This is a genomic window from Bowmanella denitrificans, assembly GCF_002887595.1.
Classification (GTDB): domain Bacteria; phylum Pseudomonadota; class Gammaproteobacteria; order Enterobacterales; family Alteromonadaceae; genus Bowmanella; species Bowmanella denitrificans.
In genome coordinates this window covers 680,410-695,292 of the sequence record NZ_PEBU01000001.1, presented here as the reverse complement: position 1 = coordinate 695,292, position 14,883 = coordinate 680,410, and the positions used below count along the sequence as shown (strand labels likewise).

The 14,883-nt window shown below is 47.4% G+C and carries 13 protein-coding genes; 4 read left to right on the top strand and 9 right to left on the bottom strand.

Features of this window, described 5'->3' with window-relative positions; all coding sequences use genetic code 11:
- The first annotated feature begins 116 nt into the window (after positions 1 to 116).
- Both CSR04_RS03210 and CSR04_RS03205 read left to right on the top strand, forming a co-directional pair.
- Positions 117 to 1,481, top strand: a complete 1,365-nt coding sequence (locus CSR04_RS03210; RefSeq protein ID WP_102794769.1) for a sigma-54-dependent transcriptional regulator — start codon at positions 117 to 119, stop codon at positions 1,479 to 1,481.
- A complete protein-coding gene (locus CSR04_RS03205) occupies positions 1,471 to 2,730 on the top strand; it encodes a sensor histidine kinase (RefSeq protein ID WP_102794768.1) in 1,260 nt (419 codons plus the stop codon). The genes CSR04_RS03210 and CSR04_RS03205 overlap by 11 nt, the downstream gene beginning before the upstream one ends.
- Here the strand turns inward: CSR04_RS03205 and CSR04_RS03200 are convergent.
- On the bottom strand, positions 2,710 to 3,258 hold the full coding sequence (locus tag CSR04_RS03200; protein WP_245921335.1) for a tRNA-uridine aminocarboxypropyltransferase: 549 nt from the start codon (positions 3,256 to 3,258) through the stop codon (positions 2,710 to 2,712). The genes CSR04_RS03205 and CSR04_RS03200 overlap by 21 nt on opposite strands.
- A 195-nt stretch (positions 3,259 to 3,453) precedes the next feature.
- On the opposite strand from CSR04_RS03200, the gene CSR04_RS03195 reads away from it, so the two are divergent.
- Positions 3,454 to 4,623: a LysM peptidoglycan-binding domain-containing protein gene (locus CSR04_RS03195; RefSeq protein ID WP_102794766.1), complete on the top strand. Its 1,170-nt coding sequence runs from the start codon at positions 3,454 to 3,456 to the stop codon at positions 4,621 to 4,623.
- Positions 4,624 to 4,649: 26 nt separating this feature from the next.
- Here the strand turns inward: CSR04_RS03195 and CSR04_RS03190 are convergent, their stop codons facing one another.
- The 3 genes from CSR04_RS03190 to CSR04_RS03180 are packed head-to-tail and all read right to left on the bottom strand — an operon-like array spanning position 4,650 to position 8,414.
- On the bottom strand, positions 4,650 to 5,507 hold the full coding sequence (locus CSR04_RS03190; protein ID WP_102794765.1) for a hypothetical protein: 858 nt from the start codon (positions 5,505 to 5,507) through the stop codon (positions 4,650 to 4,652).
- A gap of 7 nt (positions 5,508 to 5,514) precedes the next feature.
- Positions 5,515 to 6,492, bottom strand: a complete 978-nt coding sequence (locus tag CSR04_RS03185; protein ID WP_146027092.1) for a polysaccharide deacetylase family protein — start codon at positions 6,490 to 6,492, stop codon at positions 5,515 to 5,517.
- Complete coding sequence (locus CSR04_RS03180; RefSeq protein ID WP_102794763.1) at positions 6,489 to 8,414, bottom strand: protein kinase domain-containing protein; 1,926 nt, start codon at positions 8,412 to 8,414, stop codon at positions 6,489 to 6,491. Before CSR04_RS03180 ends, CSR04_RS03185 begins: the two co-directional genes overlap by 4 nt.
- Positions 8,415 to 8,632: 218 nt before the next feature.
- Here CSR04_RS03180 and CSR04_RS03175 point away from each other — a divergent pair, with 218 nt between their 5' ends.
- A complete protein-coding gene (locus tag CSR04_RS03175) occupies positions 8,633 to 9,433 on the top strand; it encodes a PP2C family protein-serine/threonine phosphatase (protein ID WP_102794762.1) in 801 nt (266 codons plus the stop codon).
- A gap of 156 nt (positions 9,434 to 9,589) precedes the next feature.
- Here CSR04_RS03175 and CSR04_RS03170 read toward each other — a convergent pair whose 3' ends face one another.
- The 5 genes from CSR04_RS03170 to CSR04_RS03150 are packed head-to-tail and all read right to left on the bottom strand — an operon-like array spanning position 9,590 to position 14,879.
- Complete coding sequence (locus tag CSR04_RS03170; RefSeq protein ID WP_102794761.1) at positions 9,590 to 10,861, bottom strand: TIGR02270 family protein; 1,272 nt, start codon at positions 10,859 to 10,861, stop codon at positions 9,590 to 9,592.
- Between the two features lies 1 nt (position 10,862).
- Positions 10,863 to 11,735 (bottom strand): hypothetical protein, encoded by an 873-nt coding sequence (locus CSR04_RS03165; protein ID WP_102794760.1) that lies wholly within the window; start codon positions 11,733 to 11,735, stop codon positions 10,863 to 10,865.
- 15 nt (positions 11,736 to 11,750) lie between these two features.
- Positions 11,751 to 12,758 carry a PAAR-like domain-containing protein gene (locus tag CSR04_RS25345; RefSeq protein WP_102794759.1) on the bottom strand — a complete coding sequence of 336 codons (1,008 nt, stop codon included), beginning with the start codon at positions 12,756 to 12,758 and terminating at the stop codon, positions 11,751 to 11,753.
- Entirely contained in the window at positions 12,758 to 13,783 is a 1,026-nt protein-coding gene (locus tag CSR04_RS03155) for a beta-ketoacyl synthase N-terminal-like domain-containing protein (protein WP_102794758.1), read from the bottom strand. Before CSR04_RS03155 ends, CSR04_RS25345 begins: the two co-directional genes overlap by 1 nt.
- Positions 13,776 to 14,879 carry a DUF2169 family type VI secretion system accessory protein gene (locus tag CSR04_RS03150; RefSeq protein WP_102794757.1) on the bottom strand — a complete coding sequence of 368 codons (1,104 nt, stop codon included), beginning with the start codon at positions 14,877 to 14,879 and terminating at the stop codon, positions 13,776 to 13,778. Before CSR04_RS03150 ends, CSR04_RS03155 begins: the two co-directional genes overlap by 8 nt.
- Positions 14,880 to 14,883 lie beyond the last annotated feature (4 nt).

Below are 14,883 nucleotides of genomic sequence, written 5' to 3'. Positions count from 1 at the left end.
AAACAGCATTGACCCGAATTTACCTTGTCTGGGGTATTCTTTAGAATGCCCCTTTTATTTTTTACCTACTTTCCTTCGCCGGTTGGCGGGTATACATCTTTGTCGGGAACAACTATATGCGTCGGGACTCAGGCCTTATCTTAGTGGCAGATGATGATGAGGATATTCGCCTGGCGCTTGACATGCTGCTTTGCAACGAAGGGTACCGTGTTGTTGAAGCCGCTGACGGGCGCGAAATTGCGGTACAGGTTAGTCGCCATCGGCCTGATATTGTATTGCTGGATATGAACTTTCATCGTGATACTACCAGTGGCGAAGAAGGTCTTGAGTATCTGACCTCTTTGGTTCAGCAAGGGCTGAAAGTGATTCTGATGACCGCTTGGGGAAGTGTTGATCTGGCCGTCAGGGGAATGAAGAGCGGCGCAGTGGATTTCATTGAAAAGCCCTGGGATAAGTCTCGCCTGTTACAGATTATTCAGCAGCAGTTACAGGGCGAAAGAATCGCTGATACTGTCATACCATCGCCAGCTAAAACAACCCACCATGGATGGATCGCGGTTTCTCCTGCCATGCAAGAACTGGAGTTAATGCTGGAGCAATTAGCACCAACGGATGCCAATATTCTGATATTGGGTGAAAACGGCACGGGTAAATCGCAATTGGCCAAACGCATTTATCAGTTGTCTCAGCGCAGTGAAAGCCCCTTTGTAACGGTCAATATGGGGGCTGTCCCCGCCACCCTGTTTGAAAGCGAATTATTTGGCCATGCCAAAGGTGCATTTACCGATGCCAGAGAAGCGCGCACAGGGCGCTTTGAATTGGCTAATGGCGGTACGCTGTTTATGGACGAAGTGGGCACTTTGCCATTGGATGTTCAACCTAAATTGCTCAGGGTGCTGGAGACAGGAGAATATGAAGTGCTGGGCACCAGCCTCACACGCTCTACCGATGTCAGGGTTATTAGTGCCACCAATGCTGATCTGCACGCCAGTGTTTCTGAAGGTAAGTTTCGTCAGGATCTGTTGTTCAGACTCAATACTTTTGTGATTGAACTGCCTCCGCTGCGCGATAGGCTGCAAGATATCCCGCCCCTGGCCGAGCATTTTTTACAGGCCTTTGCAGCCAAATATAACAAAGGACCGGTTAGGCTATCTGACGATGCCATTCAACGTTTGAGGGAACACAGCTGGCCGGGTAATATTCGTGAACTGAGTCATGTGATTGAGCGCTCTGTATTGATTTGCCGTGATGGCATCATCTCGTCTTCGCAGCTTATGCTGGCAGGCTCTTCTGCCAAACGACAGGTTGGCTTGCGGCCGCTGGAAGAAGTGGAAGCCGAGTTAGTGGAAGCTGCCTTACTTCACTATAAAGGACATATCAGCAAAGCGGCACAAGCTTTGGGTATTTCCCGCATGGCCTTGTACCGGCGGATGGAAAAGTTCGCACTGGACAAACAGGATTTTGGTCCTGATGAAGACTAGAGAATCCCGACTACTGATGCTGTTTTGCAGCATCCAACTCTTGGTTCTTGTCTTGCTGCTAATTCTGACATGGCATTGGGGCTGGAGCGTGCTGGCCATGCTAACCCTGCTATTCGCTCTGCTCTATCCTTTTGGCTGGTTGACATACAAGTTCTGGCAGCAATTGAACTTGCCTTTGATGTTGCTGAGTAACTACGTGCAGCGTTTGCATAGTGGCGAAGATGCGGTATGTCCAAATCAGTTGCAACAATCCGGCTTGCTGGCGCAATTGAGTAAAGATATCGATAATCTGGCAGCAGACCGATTGAGAGCTGAACATCAACAACAAAGTCTGGCTTTGCTGATTGAGTTGATGTTTAGCAACTGGAGTCAGCCGGTCTGTGTGTTTAGTGGGCAGGGAACTTTATTATATGCCAATCCTGCCAGCAACAGCCTGCCTGGTATCGCGCGCCTGGTAGGAAGCAGTTACACCGATCTTGGCTTTGAAATGACACCAGCGGGGCTAAGCCATCATTTGTTACACAAAGGCTGGCAAACCCAATCTATTCGTTATGAATGGCAAGGCGAACAATACTGGCTGTTTACCGCGTTCGACATTAGTCAGCCGCTTCAGCAGGCTGAGTTGGCAATTCAAACCAATTTGGTCAGGGTACTTAGCCATGAATTACGCAACTCTCTGACTCCCATGTCTTCTATGGCTGATACCTTGCTTTGCGGTGATAACTGGCAAGAGTCGCAGGTACGAAAAGTGTTGGAAAGGGTAAGGCAAAGAGCCAATGTATTGCTGGAATTTGTGCAACGTTTTGCATCTGTGTCTCAGTTACCACCGCCGAGACAAGAATGGTTCAGCTTCTCAGCCGTGCTGGAACAATGTAATGGCCTGTTGAAAGCGGGTGATCAACTTGAATTTAGTGGCGAAGGTCGCTGTTATGCTGATCCCGAACTTTTTGCACAGATGCTGATCAATCTGGTGAAGAATGCACTGGAAGCGTCTGAAGAAGGCGAGCGCAAAGTCTGGGTTCGATGTTACTGCCGGGATAAAAGTCAGGTCCTGCAAGTTGACGACTGTGGTGCTGGTTTTGCTAACTTGGACAATGCCCTGACCCCACTGTACACAACCAAAACGGGGGGCTCTGGTATTGGCTTAACGCTGGCAAATGTAATCATAAGTAAACATGGTGGTCGGATACATTTGGGTAATCTGCCGGGGGGAGGCGCCAGGGTAGAATTAGTCTGGCCGCTGCCCTGAGAATTGCTGCCGTTTTTGCTGCAATACCAGCAGTGGCGCGGTGTCGATATTTTCCAGTAAGTGTAATCCATAAGCGGCAGCTTCCAATGTGGAGAGACTATCAGAGCGGTGTGCTTTGCGCTGATATTGACTGGCTGGTGGATGAGCAAAGTGCCAACACGGCAATGCTGTCAGCCAGGGATTACATTGATAAAGTTTGAAGGCCTTTTTCCAGGTACCATCCAGCAATAACAGATACTTTATGTTATGCGCTTTATTGAGCTCTTCAAGAGGACGACTAACTGTTGAGGGATAAAGTAAGGCAACGTCATTGTGGTGCTGCAAACAAAACGCTTGCAATTGCCTGAAGTCCTGCGCTGTTTCTCCAACTACTATCTGAATGTTTTGCAGTGCCAGGGCCAGCAATCGGGCGGTATTCTTTGCTACCTTGGTTTCACTTGGGTGCTGTAACACAGTGAGTTCAACACTATTACATATTTTGTGCACAAATTTGCACAAGCATACCGACAAAGGAAACTGACAAGCCATACAGTAGTGACGTTTCGGCATAAATAAAGTACTGAGAGAAATTGTCTGAAGTGTAACTTATCTATTCATCTAAATGGGCTTTTGGTCAAAGCTGACTATGCTATATTCTTGGATCGGAATGTAAAAAATAGCAGGAAATGCGGAGTTAGGTGGTAACGCATTGCAACAGTAGTGTTAAACAGGTGGACGTAGCAAATGCTTAAAAGTAGGGATATCAGTGCAAAAACGGCATTAACCATAGTGTTGATTGCCATGTTGGTTGGCTGCAAAGCCACCGATAAGTTTTTTTCAAAAGAGGAGAAGCAGTCCGGTACTGCCAATCAAGCACAAGTTGTTGTGCAAGCGCAGCCGGGACTGTCACCAAGGGAAAGATTCAGTAAAGCCCTGGAGCATTTGGAGCAAGGTGAAGCACCACAGGCCAAGGCAGAATTGCAGGCTTATCTTATCAATATTCCTGCCAGTAGCAGTGCCAAGGAGCTGTTGAAACAAATAGACTCCCCTGCCAGCAGTTATTTTCCCCCCGAGTTTTTTGAAGTGACATTATCTTCCGGTGAGAGCCTGTCTACCTTGGCGGGTAAATACCTTAATTCACCGTTGAAGTTCTATGCATTGGCTAAATACAATGATATTGCCAGCCCCAGCCGGGTAAATATTGGCCAAACCATCAGGATTCCGCTGACCGCAGAAGCCAAGTTTGTGCGTAGCCAACCAGCAAAAACGCCAGAGAAGCAAAAGCCCGTCGATGTTAAGGCCAAAGAGATTGAAGTCGCAACGGAAACTCAAGCCGATAATGTAGAAGATCCAATTGAAGATGCGGTAACCTCTGAACTGGTTAAGGCTGAAACAGCCAAACCCATGCCGCCAAGTCAGGACTCACTGCTCGAGCGGATGACCACATTGACTCAACAACAAGATTTTGCCGCTGCAGTGGAGCAATATCAATCGCTGAAAGCCTTTGGAGATTTGAGTCGTGATGCCAGAAGCATTGCGCTGATCGCATTGGAAGGTTATGGGCAGCAACTAGCCGCTACCGACAAGAAAGATCAGGCGTCGATAAACTTTGCTGAAGCGGCCGGGCTAAGTTTACTTAATGGCAATAAGATGCAAGCGTTTCGGGACTTTAAGCAAGCCACCGAGTTGCATCCGCAAAATAGTCAGGCCATGGAAGAAATGCTGATATTGCAGAAAGAAATCTCTGACCAATACCACCGTGAAGCCTCATCGGCTTTTCGTCGTCAGGAGTTGGATACGGCCATAGATAAATGGGAAAAGGTATTGGAGGTCGACCCTAACCATAATAGTGCCAAACTCTATCTTGCACAGGCGCTGGAATTGAAAGAGCGGCTGGAGAAGATCAAAAACTAATTCGGAGCATTGCTCGTAACAGTCACTTATTTAGGATTGCGAATTTCCTCCAGATTCTGCTTCATTTTGCTGGCCCGGGAAAGTTGTAAACGGGCCTTGGTATTGTCTGGGTCATACCAAAGACTGGTTTGTAGATCATCAATAGCTTGGTCTATATCGGATGTGAGCACTCGCATACCTTGTGAGTAATATTGAGCCGAGAGTTGCTTCTTCATATTGATTAATTTGCTGGTCTGCAAACTGGACGTACCATTGAAATCGGATAGCTGTTGCAGGATTTCACCGGCCTGTGCCCATTGTTGACCTTGTAACTTTTGCTCTGCTTGTTGCAACAACCGATCAATACGCTCCTGAGTGCTGCGTTGCTGCAGAGACTGCTGTGTTTTTTCTCGCTTCGGCAGATTGGTTGACGGCTGCTTTAGTCTTGCGACGCTGTCTTTTGTTACTGGCTTTTCAATACGCCAGTTAGCCATGCTGGCGTTTTTATCGCTGGCAGCCTGGTAGGCGTCCTGCCATTCCAGCTTACGCAAAGATGCCATTGCCTCAGAGTCAGTCGGGTTCAGGGCTAAGATCTTCAATAGCAACAGTCGTTGCTCTTCTATGTCTTCCTCTACTTCGGCTTTTTTCAAGCTGGCATAGTGTTTTTGCAGACTCAGGTGGATTTCATTTTTCAATTTGGATATAGCGATAACAGCATCTTGATCGTTGCTATTGACCGATTGAATAATCTCCCATTGTAATAATGCTTCAGCCAACTGCTGGCGCTTTTCCAGTGCTTTCGCCTGCAACTTGCGCTCTTCCAATGGGAAGACGTTGCCAACAGGGCTGGCACAACCAGCAAGGCCTAATACGATGCTACATAGCAGGGCGATTTTGAAAGTCATTGCACCTTTACTTCAAATTCATTTGCCTGAATACCTCCAATTTGCTGCTAAAGCCATTCAGGCTGTCTTGCCCATAAATCATGGTTCTACGCAGTAAATAGGGGGCTGCAAAGCTGGGGTTGCTGCCTTTACGTACCGTTAATGCCAATTGGTAATCCCGATCTTTCAGCAACTTCACCAGTTCCGGGCTGCTATTGCCATAAGGATATGCAAAATGACTAATATCCTTTTGCGTTTTGTGCCGCAGAATCTGATCTGGCTTTTCCACCTCTTGTGTTAGTCGAAATAGGTAGTCATTAGTAGTTTCATCCTGTGATGCCGCCAGATTACTATGACTTTTGGAGTGCGACTGAATACTGACCTGTGGATCTTCGTTCAATTCATTGATTTGCTGCCAACTCAGAGAACGGCCTATACCAACAAAGTCGGTATAGACAAACAAAGTGGAGGGGTAGCCATATTTTTTTAATATTGGGTAAGCGACTTGGTAGTAGCTGGCGTAACCGTCGTCGATTGTAATAACAACGGCTTTATCTGGTAGATTTTTCTCGCCATTGAGGAAATCTGCTACGTCATCCAGAGTGACTACCTGATACCCATGCTCTTTCAGATAAGCCATTTGCTTCTCGAAGGCCCTGGCGGTCACTACCATACTATTGGTGCTTTTATCTTTTTGGGTAAATTGGTGGTAACAAAGTATCGGAACGACTTGCACTCCCTGCGTATAAACTGCGGCTGGATTGAGGTTTTTTCTGGGAATGGCCACCAATGTCCCCGTTTGTAAAGACTGGCCCGGATTGTATCGGGCAATGACCGATGCCAGTGCAGGATCATCAAGGTAGTCCTGCGCCAATGCTGGGAAACTGTCATTGTGTCTGGTTTCTACGATCCAGAAATGATCACTTTGTGCGATCAGTTTTCTATTGCTGATGGTGCATCCCGACAACAGAATGCACAAAATCAGTATTGCTAGTCTTGATGTCACTGTGAGTTCTTCAGCATGCTTTGGCCTATTACTGTTTTGTCACTTTCCATGTCTGGCTCATCATTACCGCTGGTACTGGCAATTTGAGTTTTATCCATATTCGCCACATCGTCTTTGGCGCTTGCCTGAGGTTTCTTCTTTCGTGCGGTGCGGGAAACGCCTTTTTTCTGCACCTGGGTTTGTTCCATACTGTCTGACGACTCAACCGACTCAACCGACTCAACCGACTCAACCGACTCAACCGGATTTAACTGTTCAGATTCGGGTTGTTCAGAGGTGCGCGGCTCACTTTGCGTAGCTACTTCTTCGGGTTTGCTATCTGCCAATTCAAGTGCCTGTGCCGACTGTAAAGAGGCCGCCATATGGTTGAAGCTTTCGAACAGTTCACCAATCTCGTCGTTTCTGGTTAAAGAAATACGCTGGTCTAAATCGCCTTCTGCTACAGCATGTAGTGCATCGTTCAGCACTCTGAATGGCCTGGCAACCAGCGCACCAAAAATAAACAACATCAGCACCACGGAAGAGATTGTGACCAGAGCCAGGGCAAACATCAGCCATCCGGTAACACTCTTTACTTCTTCCAGACTCTGTTGTGACAACCCTAATACAATCTGCCCTACTTCGGTGTCCTGGAATAAAACCGGGGTCGATATATTGAAGACCTTCTCACCATTTTCCATGGCTTCACTGCTTACCTTGACACCGCTGCGCTCAGCTACCAATTCCGCTTCCTGGTTGTCCTGATAATTGGTGCCTATCAAATTGTTATTACTTGCTCCCCGAATAACGCCAAACCTGTCCATTACAATCAGATAACTGAAAGTCTCTCTGTTACTGGCATCATTGATAAAGGTTTCCAGGGTAATCCAGTCCTCACTGAGCAATGGCACCACAGTCTCTATGGCGATAAATTTAGCGAAGGAGGAACCTGAGTCTACCGCTTGATTAGTCAGTGCCTTGGACTGGATACTAAATACAATGTTGACGCTAATCAGCAATACCAGCGCAACAATAGCGCCCATGGAGAGTGCCCATCGCACTTTTAAAGGCAGGTATTTGTGCTTTTTTTGCTCTTTCTCTTGTTCATGCAAGGCGGCCAATTCTTTGCGCAGGGCGTTGGCCAGTATAGCGCCATCCTGAAAGCGTTTACCTGGTGACTTGTTAAGGAGTTTTGCAATGATTTGTTGTATACCAGCGGGCACATCAGGGCGATGCTTTTTAATCGGTGCTGGTTGCATCTGGGTGATTTGTGTCATCAGTGTGCCTATGTTTGAGGCATCAAACGCTTTCACCCCAGACAGCATCTCATACAGAATGACACCAACAGAAAATAGGTCTGAACGGCCATCTACGGATTGAGCGAGGGCCTGCTCAGGAGACATATAACGCGGCGTACCTAACACCGAACCCACCTGGGTTTTCATTGCCTCCTCACTTTCACCCATTCGTGCAATACCAAAATCAGCCACTTTTATCGATACACCGTCTGGCATTACAATGATGTTGTCTGGTTTAATATCCCGGTGCACAACGCCAGCCTTGTGGGCATAATCCAGGGCATTGGCCAGTTGAATACCAATTTTCAGTGTATCGGCCAGTGGCAACTTGCCCTTCTCTTTAAGAACATCACCCAAATCCTTACCACTGAGTAGTTCCATCATAATGTAAGGCGAGTTTTCTACCTTACCGACATCGAAAACCGTTACAATATTCGGGTGATTGAGTGCCCCAGCCGCTTTGGCTTCGCGCATAAATCGAGCGAGGTACTCCTGATCCACACAGAAGTCTTCCTTAAGTACCTTGAATGCTACTGAGCGGTTAATCTCGGGATCAAAGGCACGATACACCTTGGCCATGGCGCCTTCGCCAATAGCTTCCTTGATTTCGTAGCGATCTATGGTCTTGTCTAATATGTCCGTCACCGACAATGTTCCTTTTTTATACAGACTACTAAGTCTAAAATGTGTAGCTCTGTTAGTCAGCAAATTCAACTACATTCGGTTTATCTGTAAGAAATCATTAGATAAATGACAGGCAAAGCCGACAGATATGTACTTTACTATAGGCAAGCTCCAGTAATAGGCGGTGCTTTTGCTGGTGGCTATTGCTTTTTCAGGGAATTGAAACAAATAGAGGCCTAATGAATAAAAACGCCTGGACGTCCTTTGCCAAGACACATGTTGGTAATATCAGAAAAATAAACGAAGACAACTTCTTGGATGCTCCGCAAGCGGGCTTGTGGTGCGTAGCTGATGGTATGGGGGGGCATGAGAAGGGGGATACCGCCAGTGCCCTGATAGTTGACTATCTCAACGCTTTGGTAAATATGCATAGCTTTCCTCTCAGGCCAGAGCAAATAGAAGAACGTATGTCACTGGTAAACCACAAATTGGTTAGCATGGCCGAACAGTTGCCTGGTGCCAGTGTGATTGGCAGCACGGTGGCCGTATTGTTGTTTGATGACAAACTGGCGCATTGTTTGTGGGCCGGCGACAGCCGTATTTATCGCTTACGCCAGGGGCGCTTTACGCAGCTCACCCGGGATCACAGCCAAGTGGAAGAAATGGTCCAGGCAGGCCTGCTCACCTCTGAGCAGGCGGCAATACACCCTGCTGCCAATGTTATTACCCGTGCAATTGGTGCCAATGACGAAGTGCATTTAGATTTGCTTTCCTTTGAACGTTTACCAGGTGACAGATTTTTACTTTGTACCGATGGCCTGAACAAAGTGATGGGAGATGCCGAACTAGGGGGAATGTTGCTGCAACCGACGTTACCTGAGCTGGCTGAAGACTTGATGCAAAGTGCCTTGCAGAGACATGCCAGAGACAACATTACCCTGGTCATGGTTGACGTTACTGAAGGGCTGTCAGACCTGGAACAGACCGGACAATACAAAGATACCCTGCCACTGGACGATACCTTACCACTGCGCCGTTAAATGAATGGATAAAGTAGAATTAAGGCCACGATAAAAAAAGCGGCCGCTAACTTTAATCTGTTTGTGGCTTTGATGCTGGTACTACCTGCCCGACGCTCTTTAAGCCACAGAGCGGCAAAGACCACCGCAAGGGCCAGGAATAACCAGGGCAGGTAGTTAGTCAGCATCAGGAATAGCGTCCAACAGGGCTTTCTGCCGCTTAGCCGGCGCGCAGACATTAAAGTAAGGCTCCCCCATTAACGCCAGTTCCAGCGCGGCAGCATGACGTTGTCTTTGATAGCCGTTTTTTAACACCTGGTAGCACTGGGCTTTGTTGATGGGTTTTCCGCACAAGTAGCGCTGACCAGATGTAAACTGAGCTGCATTGGCTTGCCACCACTCCTGTATTTTGGCCGAGTCTGGCCAGGGCAAATTAAGGTCAGCATCCAGTTCAACATTGTCATCCAAGGGGTCTTCATTGGGGCCGCTTTCAAAGCCCTCCGGCCAGTCTCTGTCCATATCCAGATAGGCCAAATCCAGCCCGGTAATCAGTGAAAAGGCTTCACCGGCTACGCGTGCCAGGTTAAGGTCATGCATATGTTTCAGAATGACTGGCAGCCAGAATGGATCGCCGCTGTACCCCATGCCCTGTATAGCTAATCTGGTTGTGTGGGCGTTTTCCGACAATGTTTCCAGCAAGTTTCTCAACTCAATAGGGCTAAGTCTCCTGGCTAACAATGACATGCCCTGCCAGGCACCTGGACCGCTCTGCAATACATGCTGAGCCAATTGAGCTACTGCCGACCAATCACCCAACAAAGAAGCAGACCACTTTGCCTTAAAGCTGACTTGCGGGTCTTGATGCAATGCGTAGGAGGTGATTTTACTCAGAAGATCTCGCCTGTCTAACTTGCCCGCAGCTCCTATCAAAGCGGGTAACATCTTGCCTTGTTGTATTAGTTCGCTGAGACTGTTGCCGGGATCTTTGCATTGCTGTTCTGCCAATAGTAAGCCTAACAGCTGGTAATCAATGGCTTTTGCGCTTAACAAACTGCTCGTCAATGTATCAGCGCGGGCTGACCAGGCCAAACCATACAAAAGTGCCTGGTAGGTGTCTGGATCACCCAGGCATCTATTCAACAATTTATCAAACCATTCACCATCCCAATTGCTACATAGAAGCCATACCGCCACAAAAATTTCACCGGGCTCACCATGCTGCGTTACTTGCTGCTTTGCAACATGAATACCCTGATCACCAGCCAGCCTTAAACCATTTAGGTGACTGTTCAGACGCTCTTCCAAGTCAATAAGATCATTTAAGGTGTAGTGTGGTTCACAAGTTGCGTCGGTCCACTGTAACCATAAGAATGCGGCATCTTCTGCATGCCTATCCACAATGACGGGTATTGCCCGACTCTGAGGTGTATTTATGGTATGCGTCTGCATCTTAACTTAGGTCCAGATGGATAATGATTTCCTGCCAGTTTTGGCCGTCAAACTGATGTAAGGACTGCAGACCAATGCTCCACAAAGAGGTGGATAGAGAAATGACATTAAAAGAGGGAATGTCGTATTTATTTATCAAAATATGCTGATCAAACTCCAGTATTTGCTGGTTGGCACTTACATATAAGTGTTCGCGCCATCTTGTGATGTCGCTTAGATTCGCCTCTATTCCATGAGTGTCAACCAGACTCCAGCTATCCTTACTACCTATTAGCATAGTGCCTTTACGACCTACACAGGCTAATTCTTCTGTTCGGGTTTGTACTATAGACATCAAACTGACATTGGTTGGAATATCATAAACGTCACTACCTGTAGGCTTTTTGCATACCAGCAAACCGTCTTCACCACAAACGACTAACCCATCTTGAGTCATACAAAGGTCGTAGGTATCGAGCTCTTCTCCACTCAAATCGTCAGATAATACTTGCCATTGCTGACCATTGAACTTCATCACTTTGCCCAAAGTGCAGCACGCGTAGATATCATCTTCCCAGGCCAGTGCGGCAAATATGTACTCTGGATCTTCTGGCTCGGTTTGCTGGTCCTGCCATTGTTGGCCATCGAACATGTAAATATCACCAAATGATGATATTGCAGTAATCCCATTGTTTGGTGTAGACAGCAAAATCTTGATTTCGGTGTCAAATGCTCTGAGCAAGGAAGTGGTTGTACCTGCCTGTCTAATCAACAGCGTTTCATTTTGATTGCCTAAAGGGCTATTTTTAGAATAGCTAGCTTTAAACAGTAAGTCGTTTTCAGCCAACTCCAGGATGCCCGTAATCTGCAGATGTTGCTTTGAGTTTAATTGCATGTGCACTTCCCTTAATTAGATATCTATCAACTCTGAAGCCTGGCAATCTTTACCTTTGCCATTACTAAAGTGACTGGCCGAGCATGATTGTCCGGGGGCGGGGAGTTCGGTATCGTCTTTAAAGTCTTTAAAATGGCTGTCGATAACCAATTTGATACATTCTTCCTCCCAGCTTTCCAGTCCTTTGGCTTTCTTAATTGATTTTGCGCCGTCGCTTTTGAGATCTTTGAATTTCGATTTTCCGTCTGCAGAGCATTTTTTCTTTGCCGCACGGCTAGTATGTCCATGGGCAATATTGTGCTCTGTGCCATCTATCTTTGCTTCCCCTTCCAAACAAATACAAGGGGCTTTATTTTGGTTGTATTTCTCTCCAGGGTGGCCTGACCCCGGCTGAAAAATATTGCGTTTTGCTTGTCCGGATGCACTGCTCTCAATATTTTTCAGCGCCATGCTCCTTGCTCCAGGCATGACGAAACAGGCGTTGTCAATAATGTGGTGAGACTGACTACCCGAAGGACAGTCTGCTTTATCATAAGGATGTATTTCTGCCACTATGGCTTTACAACTATTTCCATTGACGCTTTGTGTGGCTACATGAGCCCAGGGCACCGCAGCATTAGCATTGGGCGATGAGTGATTGCTGGTGGTGAGGTCTAAATGCCGGACTACATTCTTGCCTTCTACCTTGACATTCATTGACCAACTGGTGAAGTAAACTTTACCGGTAAGTTTGCCGTTTATGATCCCTTTTTTAGCGGTACTGCCTGCCTCATCTCCGTTACAAGTTTTAAAATTTGAATCATCTCGTTTCATTACTTCTTTGCCGCCAATAGTGACCTTTTTAGTCCCTTTAGTCGTATCAGCATTTTTACTGAATAGCGGATAAGGTATTGGTACCCCAGGTGGTGTGGGCGGGACTTTATCTGGAGGCGTAAAGCATACGTCCGGAAAAGCAGCTATTACCTTGCCGCTGCCAGCTTTGCAGGCTATTTCTCTGCCGTTGGCATAAACTTTGTTTCCCATTACTCGGTGCCTCCAAACTGAAATACGGCGGCGGCTCTGTACCCATCATCGTTAGAGCAGTGCTGAAGCACCCGCGGGCCGTTCGAGAAATCATTTTCAAACGCATTGACAAGATAACTGATGGCCAGCGGGGCTGTTGCTGCTCCAACTTCTCCCGTGCAATCGGCTGGAAGCCATAAAGGAAATCCTTCCTTATGCACTCTGAGTAGTTTGCTAAGTAATAATGCACTCTCTTTAAACCAATACTGTCCACCGGACATATCAGCAATTCTAAAATCTATCTCGGTCATTGAAAGTTGAGCTTGGTTTAATGCCATCGACACGGCGTCTTTTAAGCCGTTAGCTTGCAAAGGCTCTTCAGAATCGAAGGTTGCTGTTTCCTGACCAAATCCAATGCCCAAACAAACCAGTCTTGAATTGTTTACCGGTTTCTCTACTAGCAATGCTGCAGCTGCTTCGCCGGGAACAAATCCGTCAGAGTTACGACTGGTTAGAAGTTGATGTTGTTGCTCGAAATGTCTAAGAGTCCGGGCGTTGAGTAAGCTGTCGACACCGGCAACAATCACCTGTTGGTGCTGATGTTCATAAATGAGTTGTCGGGCCTTCTCCAGAGCGATAAGGCCACCGGCGCGGCCATGTTTAATGACCAAGGAATCGGTATGGAACCGACAGCCAAGTTGTTGCTCTGTCTTGAAATAAATCTGATTGCCTTGGTTTGCTGGAATACCTGGACGGTGAATTTCAGGCAGGCAGATTAATAAGGGGGTTGATGACAAGGAAACTTTTGCAGAAGCCATACACTCTGATATCGCCATGGTAAGCATGGCAACTAGCTTTTCACTGCCACACGTTCCCTCCTTCAAGGGCACTTGACAGCCGAGCAACCAGTTTCCTGCATGGTCTTTGAATCTGGTTTCCTGGAAATTATCCAAGGTAGCGCGAATGGCGGCGCAGCTATTCTGGGCGTCAAATCCTACCCCTGTTACCATACCTGTGGTGGTAATAGCCAATGGCCCGTTATTCATCCTCTGTCTCCATGACTTGCCTAAGCTTGTGTAATCCAGGTGAATATGCCTTTCCTGATTTGCGTGCCCGCCACCAAGCTTTGGGCATCCTGCCAGCCAAAATCTGATTTACCTCAAATAAGTTGCGTTTCAAGGGCAATGATGCGCGCCAGGTCAGGCAAAAACGCCCGAGGTCAGGCTCAATAACAAGCGTGTCAATAATGGCTTGGGACTGCTTCTCTGCCTGGTCGTTCATGAAATAGACTATCGGCACACTAACGACGGGCAGTTGAAAACGGGTGGCACCTGTTGGTGTTAGATTATGTAATTCCACCCATTCGCCGCCTCGCAGATAGTCGCATTGCTGATCATTGGGTGCTGATTGATAATAGGCTTCGTTAAAATCGTCAGGTAGAAACGGAAAAACAGTATCCACCCAATTCTGGTCGTATGTGCCGGCATATCTGGCACGCTGTGGCCAGCTTCTGCCCACCACCCCGTAGGCCATTGGCCGGTATTGCCCGTCTGGTTTTTTGACCGGATGACCTGGCTCTTCAATATTAGGAAGCGGGGTGTGATGCACCAGCTTGTCTTGCAGATGGCGATGAAAACCCCGGCCTATAGGGTTATCCATATAGGCATCACGTTTATTTTCATCATGATGAAAATCATCCAGGCCGCCAAAGGCTCGGCCGTAATGCAGCGGCATCACATTAAAAGGTTCGGCGAAGGTTTTACCTATGCTGCCGGCATCGGCATACCATAAGCGATTCCCCACCACATGCAGGGTTTTATCGATATTCGCAACCCGCAAACGGGTATCCAGTTCTTTCACCGGTTGGCCGTTGGGCGCATAGGCAGAACCGTTCAGTAATACATCGCAGCGCGGTTTAAAGGGGGCAAAATCAGATTCATACAGACAGGCTGACAAACCTGGTTCCTGCAGATAAACATCGGCTTCAACTAACGGCGCTTGTTGTTCGAGTAAGCTGGGCAAACTACCGTCCAGCGGCAGCGTAAAGGTACCTTTAACCACCACCACCAGACTTTCCCGGCCGGATTTATCCATCCCTTGGGTGTACGCCGCCGGCATATTGGTTGCGTTAATCAGTTCCATGACT

Excerpts from the sequence above, each read along its gene's own strand:
- CSR04_RS25345 (WP_102794759.1), bottom strand. The coding sequence starts at position 12,758 with ATGGGAAACAAAGTTTATGCCAACGGCAGAGAAATAGCCTGCAAAGCT.
- CSR04_RS03200 (WP_245921335.1), bottom strand. The coding sequence starts at position 3,258 with ATGGCTTGTCAGTTTCCTTTGTCGGTATGCTTGTGCAAATTTGTGCAC.
- CSR04_RS03195 (WP_102794766.1), top strand. The coding sequence starts at position 3,454 with ATGCTTAAAAGTAGGGATATCAGTGCAAAAACGGCATTAACCATAGTG.
- CSR04_RS03150 (WP_102794757.1), bottom strand. The coding sequence starts at position 14,879 with ATGGAACTGATTAACGCAACCAATATGCCGGCGGCGTACACCCAAGGG.
- CSR04_RS03155 (WP_102794758.1), bottom strand. The coding sequence starts at position 13,783 with ATGAATAACGGGCCATTGGCTATTACCACCACAGGTATGGTAACAGGG.
- CSR04_RS03210 (WP_102794769.1), top strand. The coding sequence starts at position 117 with ATGCGTCGGGACTCAGGCCTTATCTTAGTGGCAGATGATGATGAGGAT.
- CSR04_RS03190 (WP_102794765.1), bottom strand. The coding sequence starts at position 5,507 with ATGACTTTCAAAATCGCCCTGCTATGTAGCATCGTATTAGGCCTTGCT.
- CSR04_RS03165 (WP_102794760.1), bottom strand. The coding sequence starts at position 11,735 with ATGCAATTAAACTCAAAGCAACATCTGCAGATTACGGGCATCCTGGAG.
- CSR04_RS03170 (WP_102794761.1), bottom strand. The coding sequence starts at position 10,861 with ATGCAGACGCATACCATAAATACACCTCAGAGTCGGGCAATACCCGTC.
- CSR04_RS03175 (WP_102794762.1), top strand. The coding sequence starts at position 8,633 with ATGAATAAAAACGCCTGGACGTCCTTTGCCAAGACACATGTTGGTAAT.
- CSR04_RS03205 (WP_102794768.1), top strand. The coding sequence starts at position 1,471 with ATGAAGACTAGAGAATCCCGACTACTGATGCTGTTTTGCAGCATCCAA.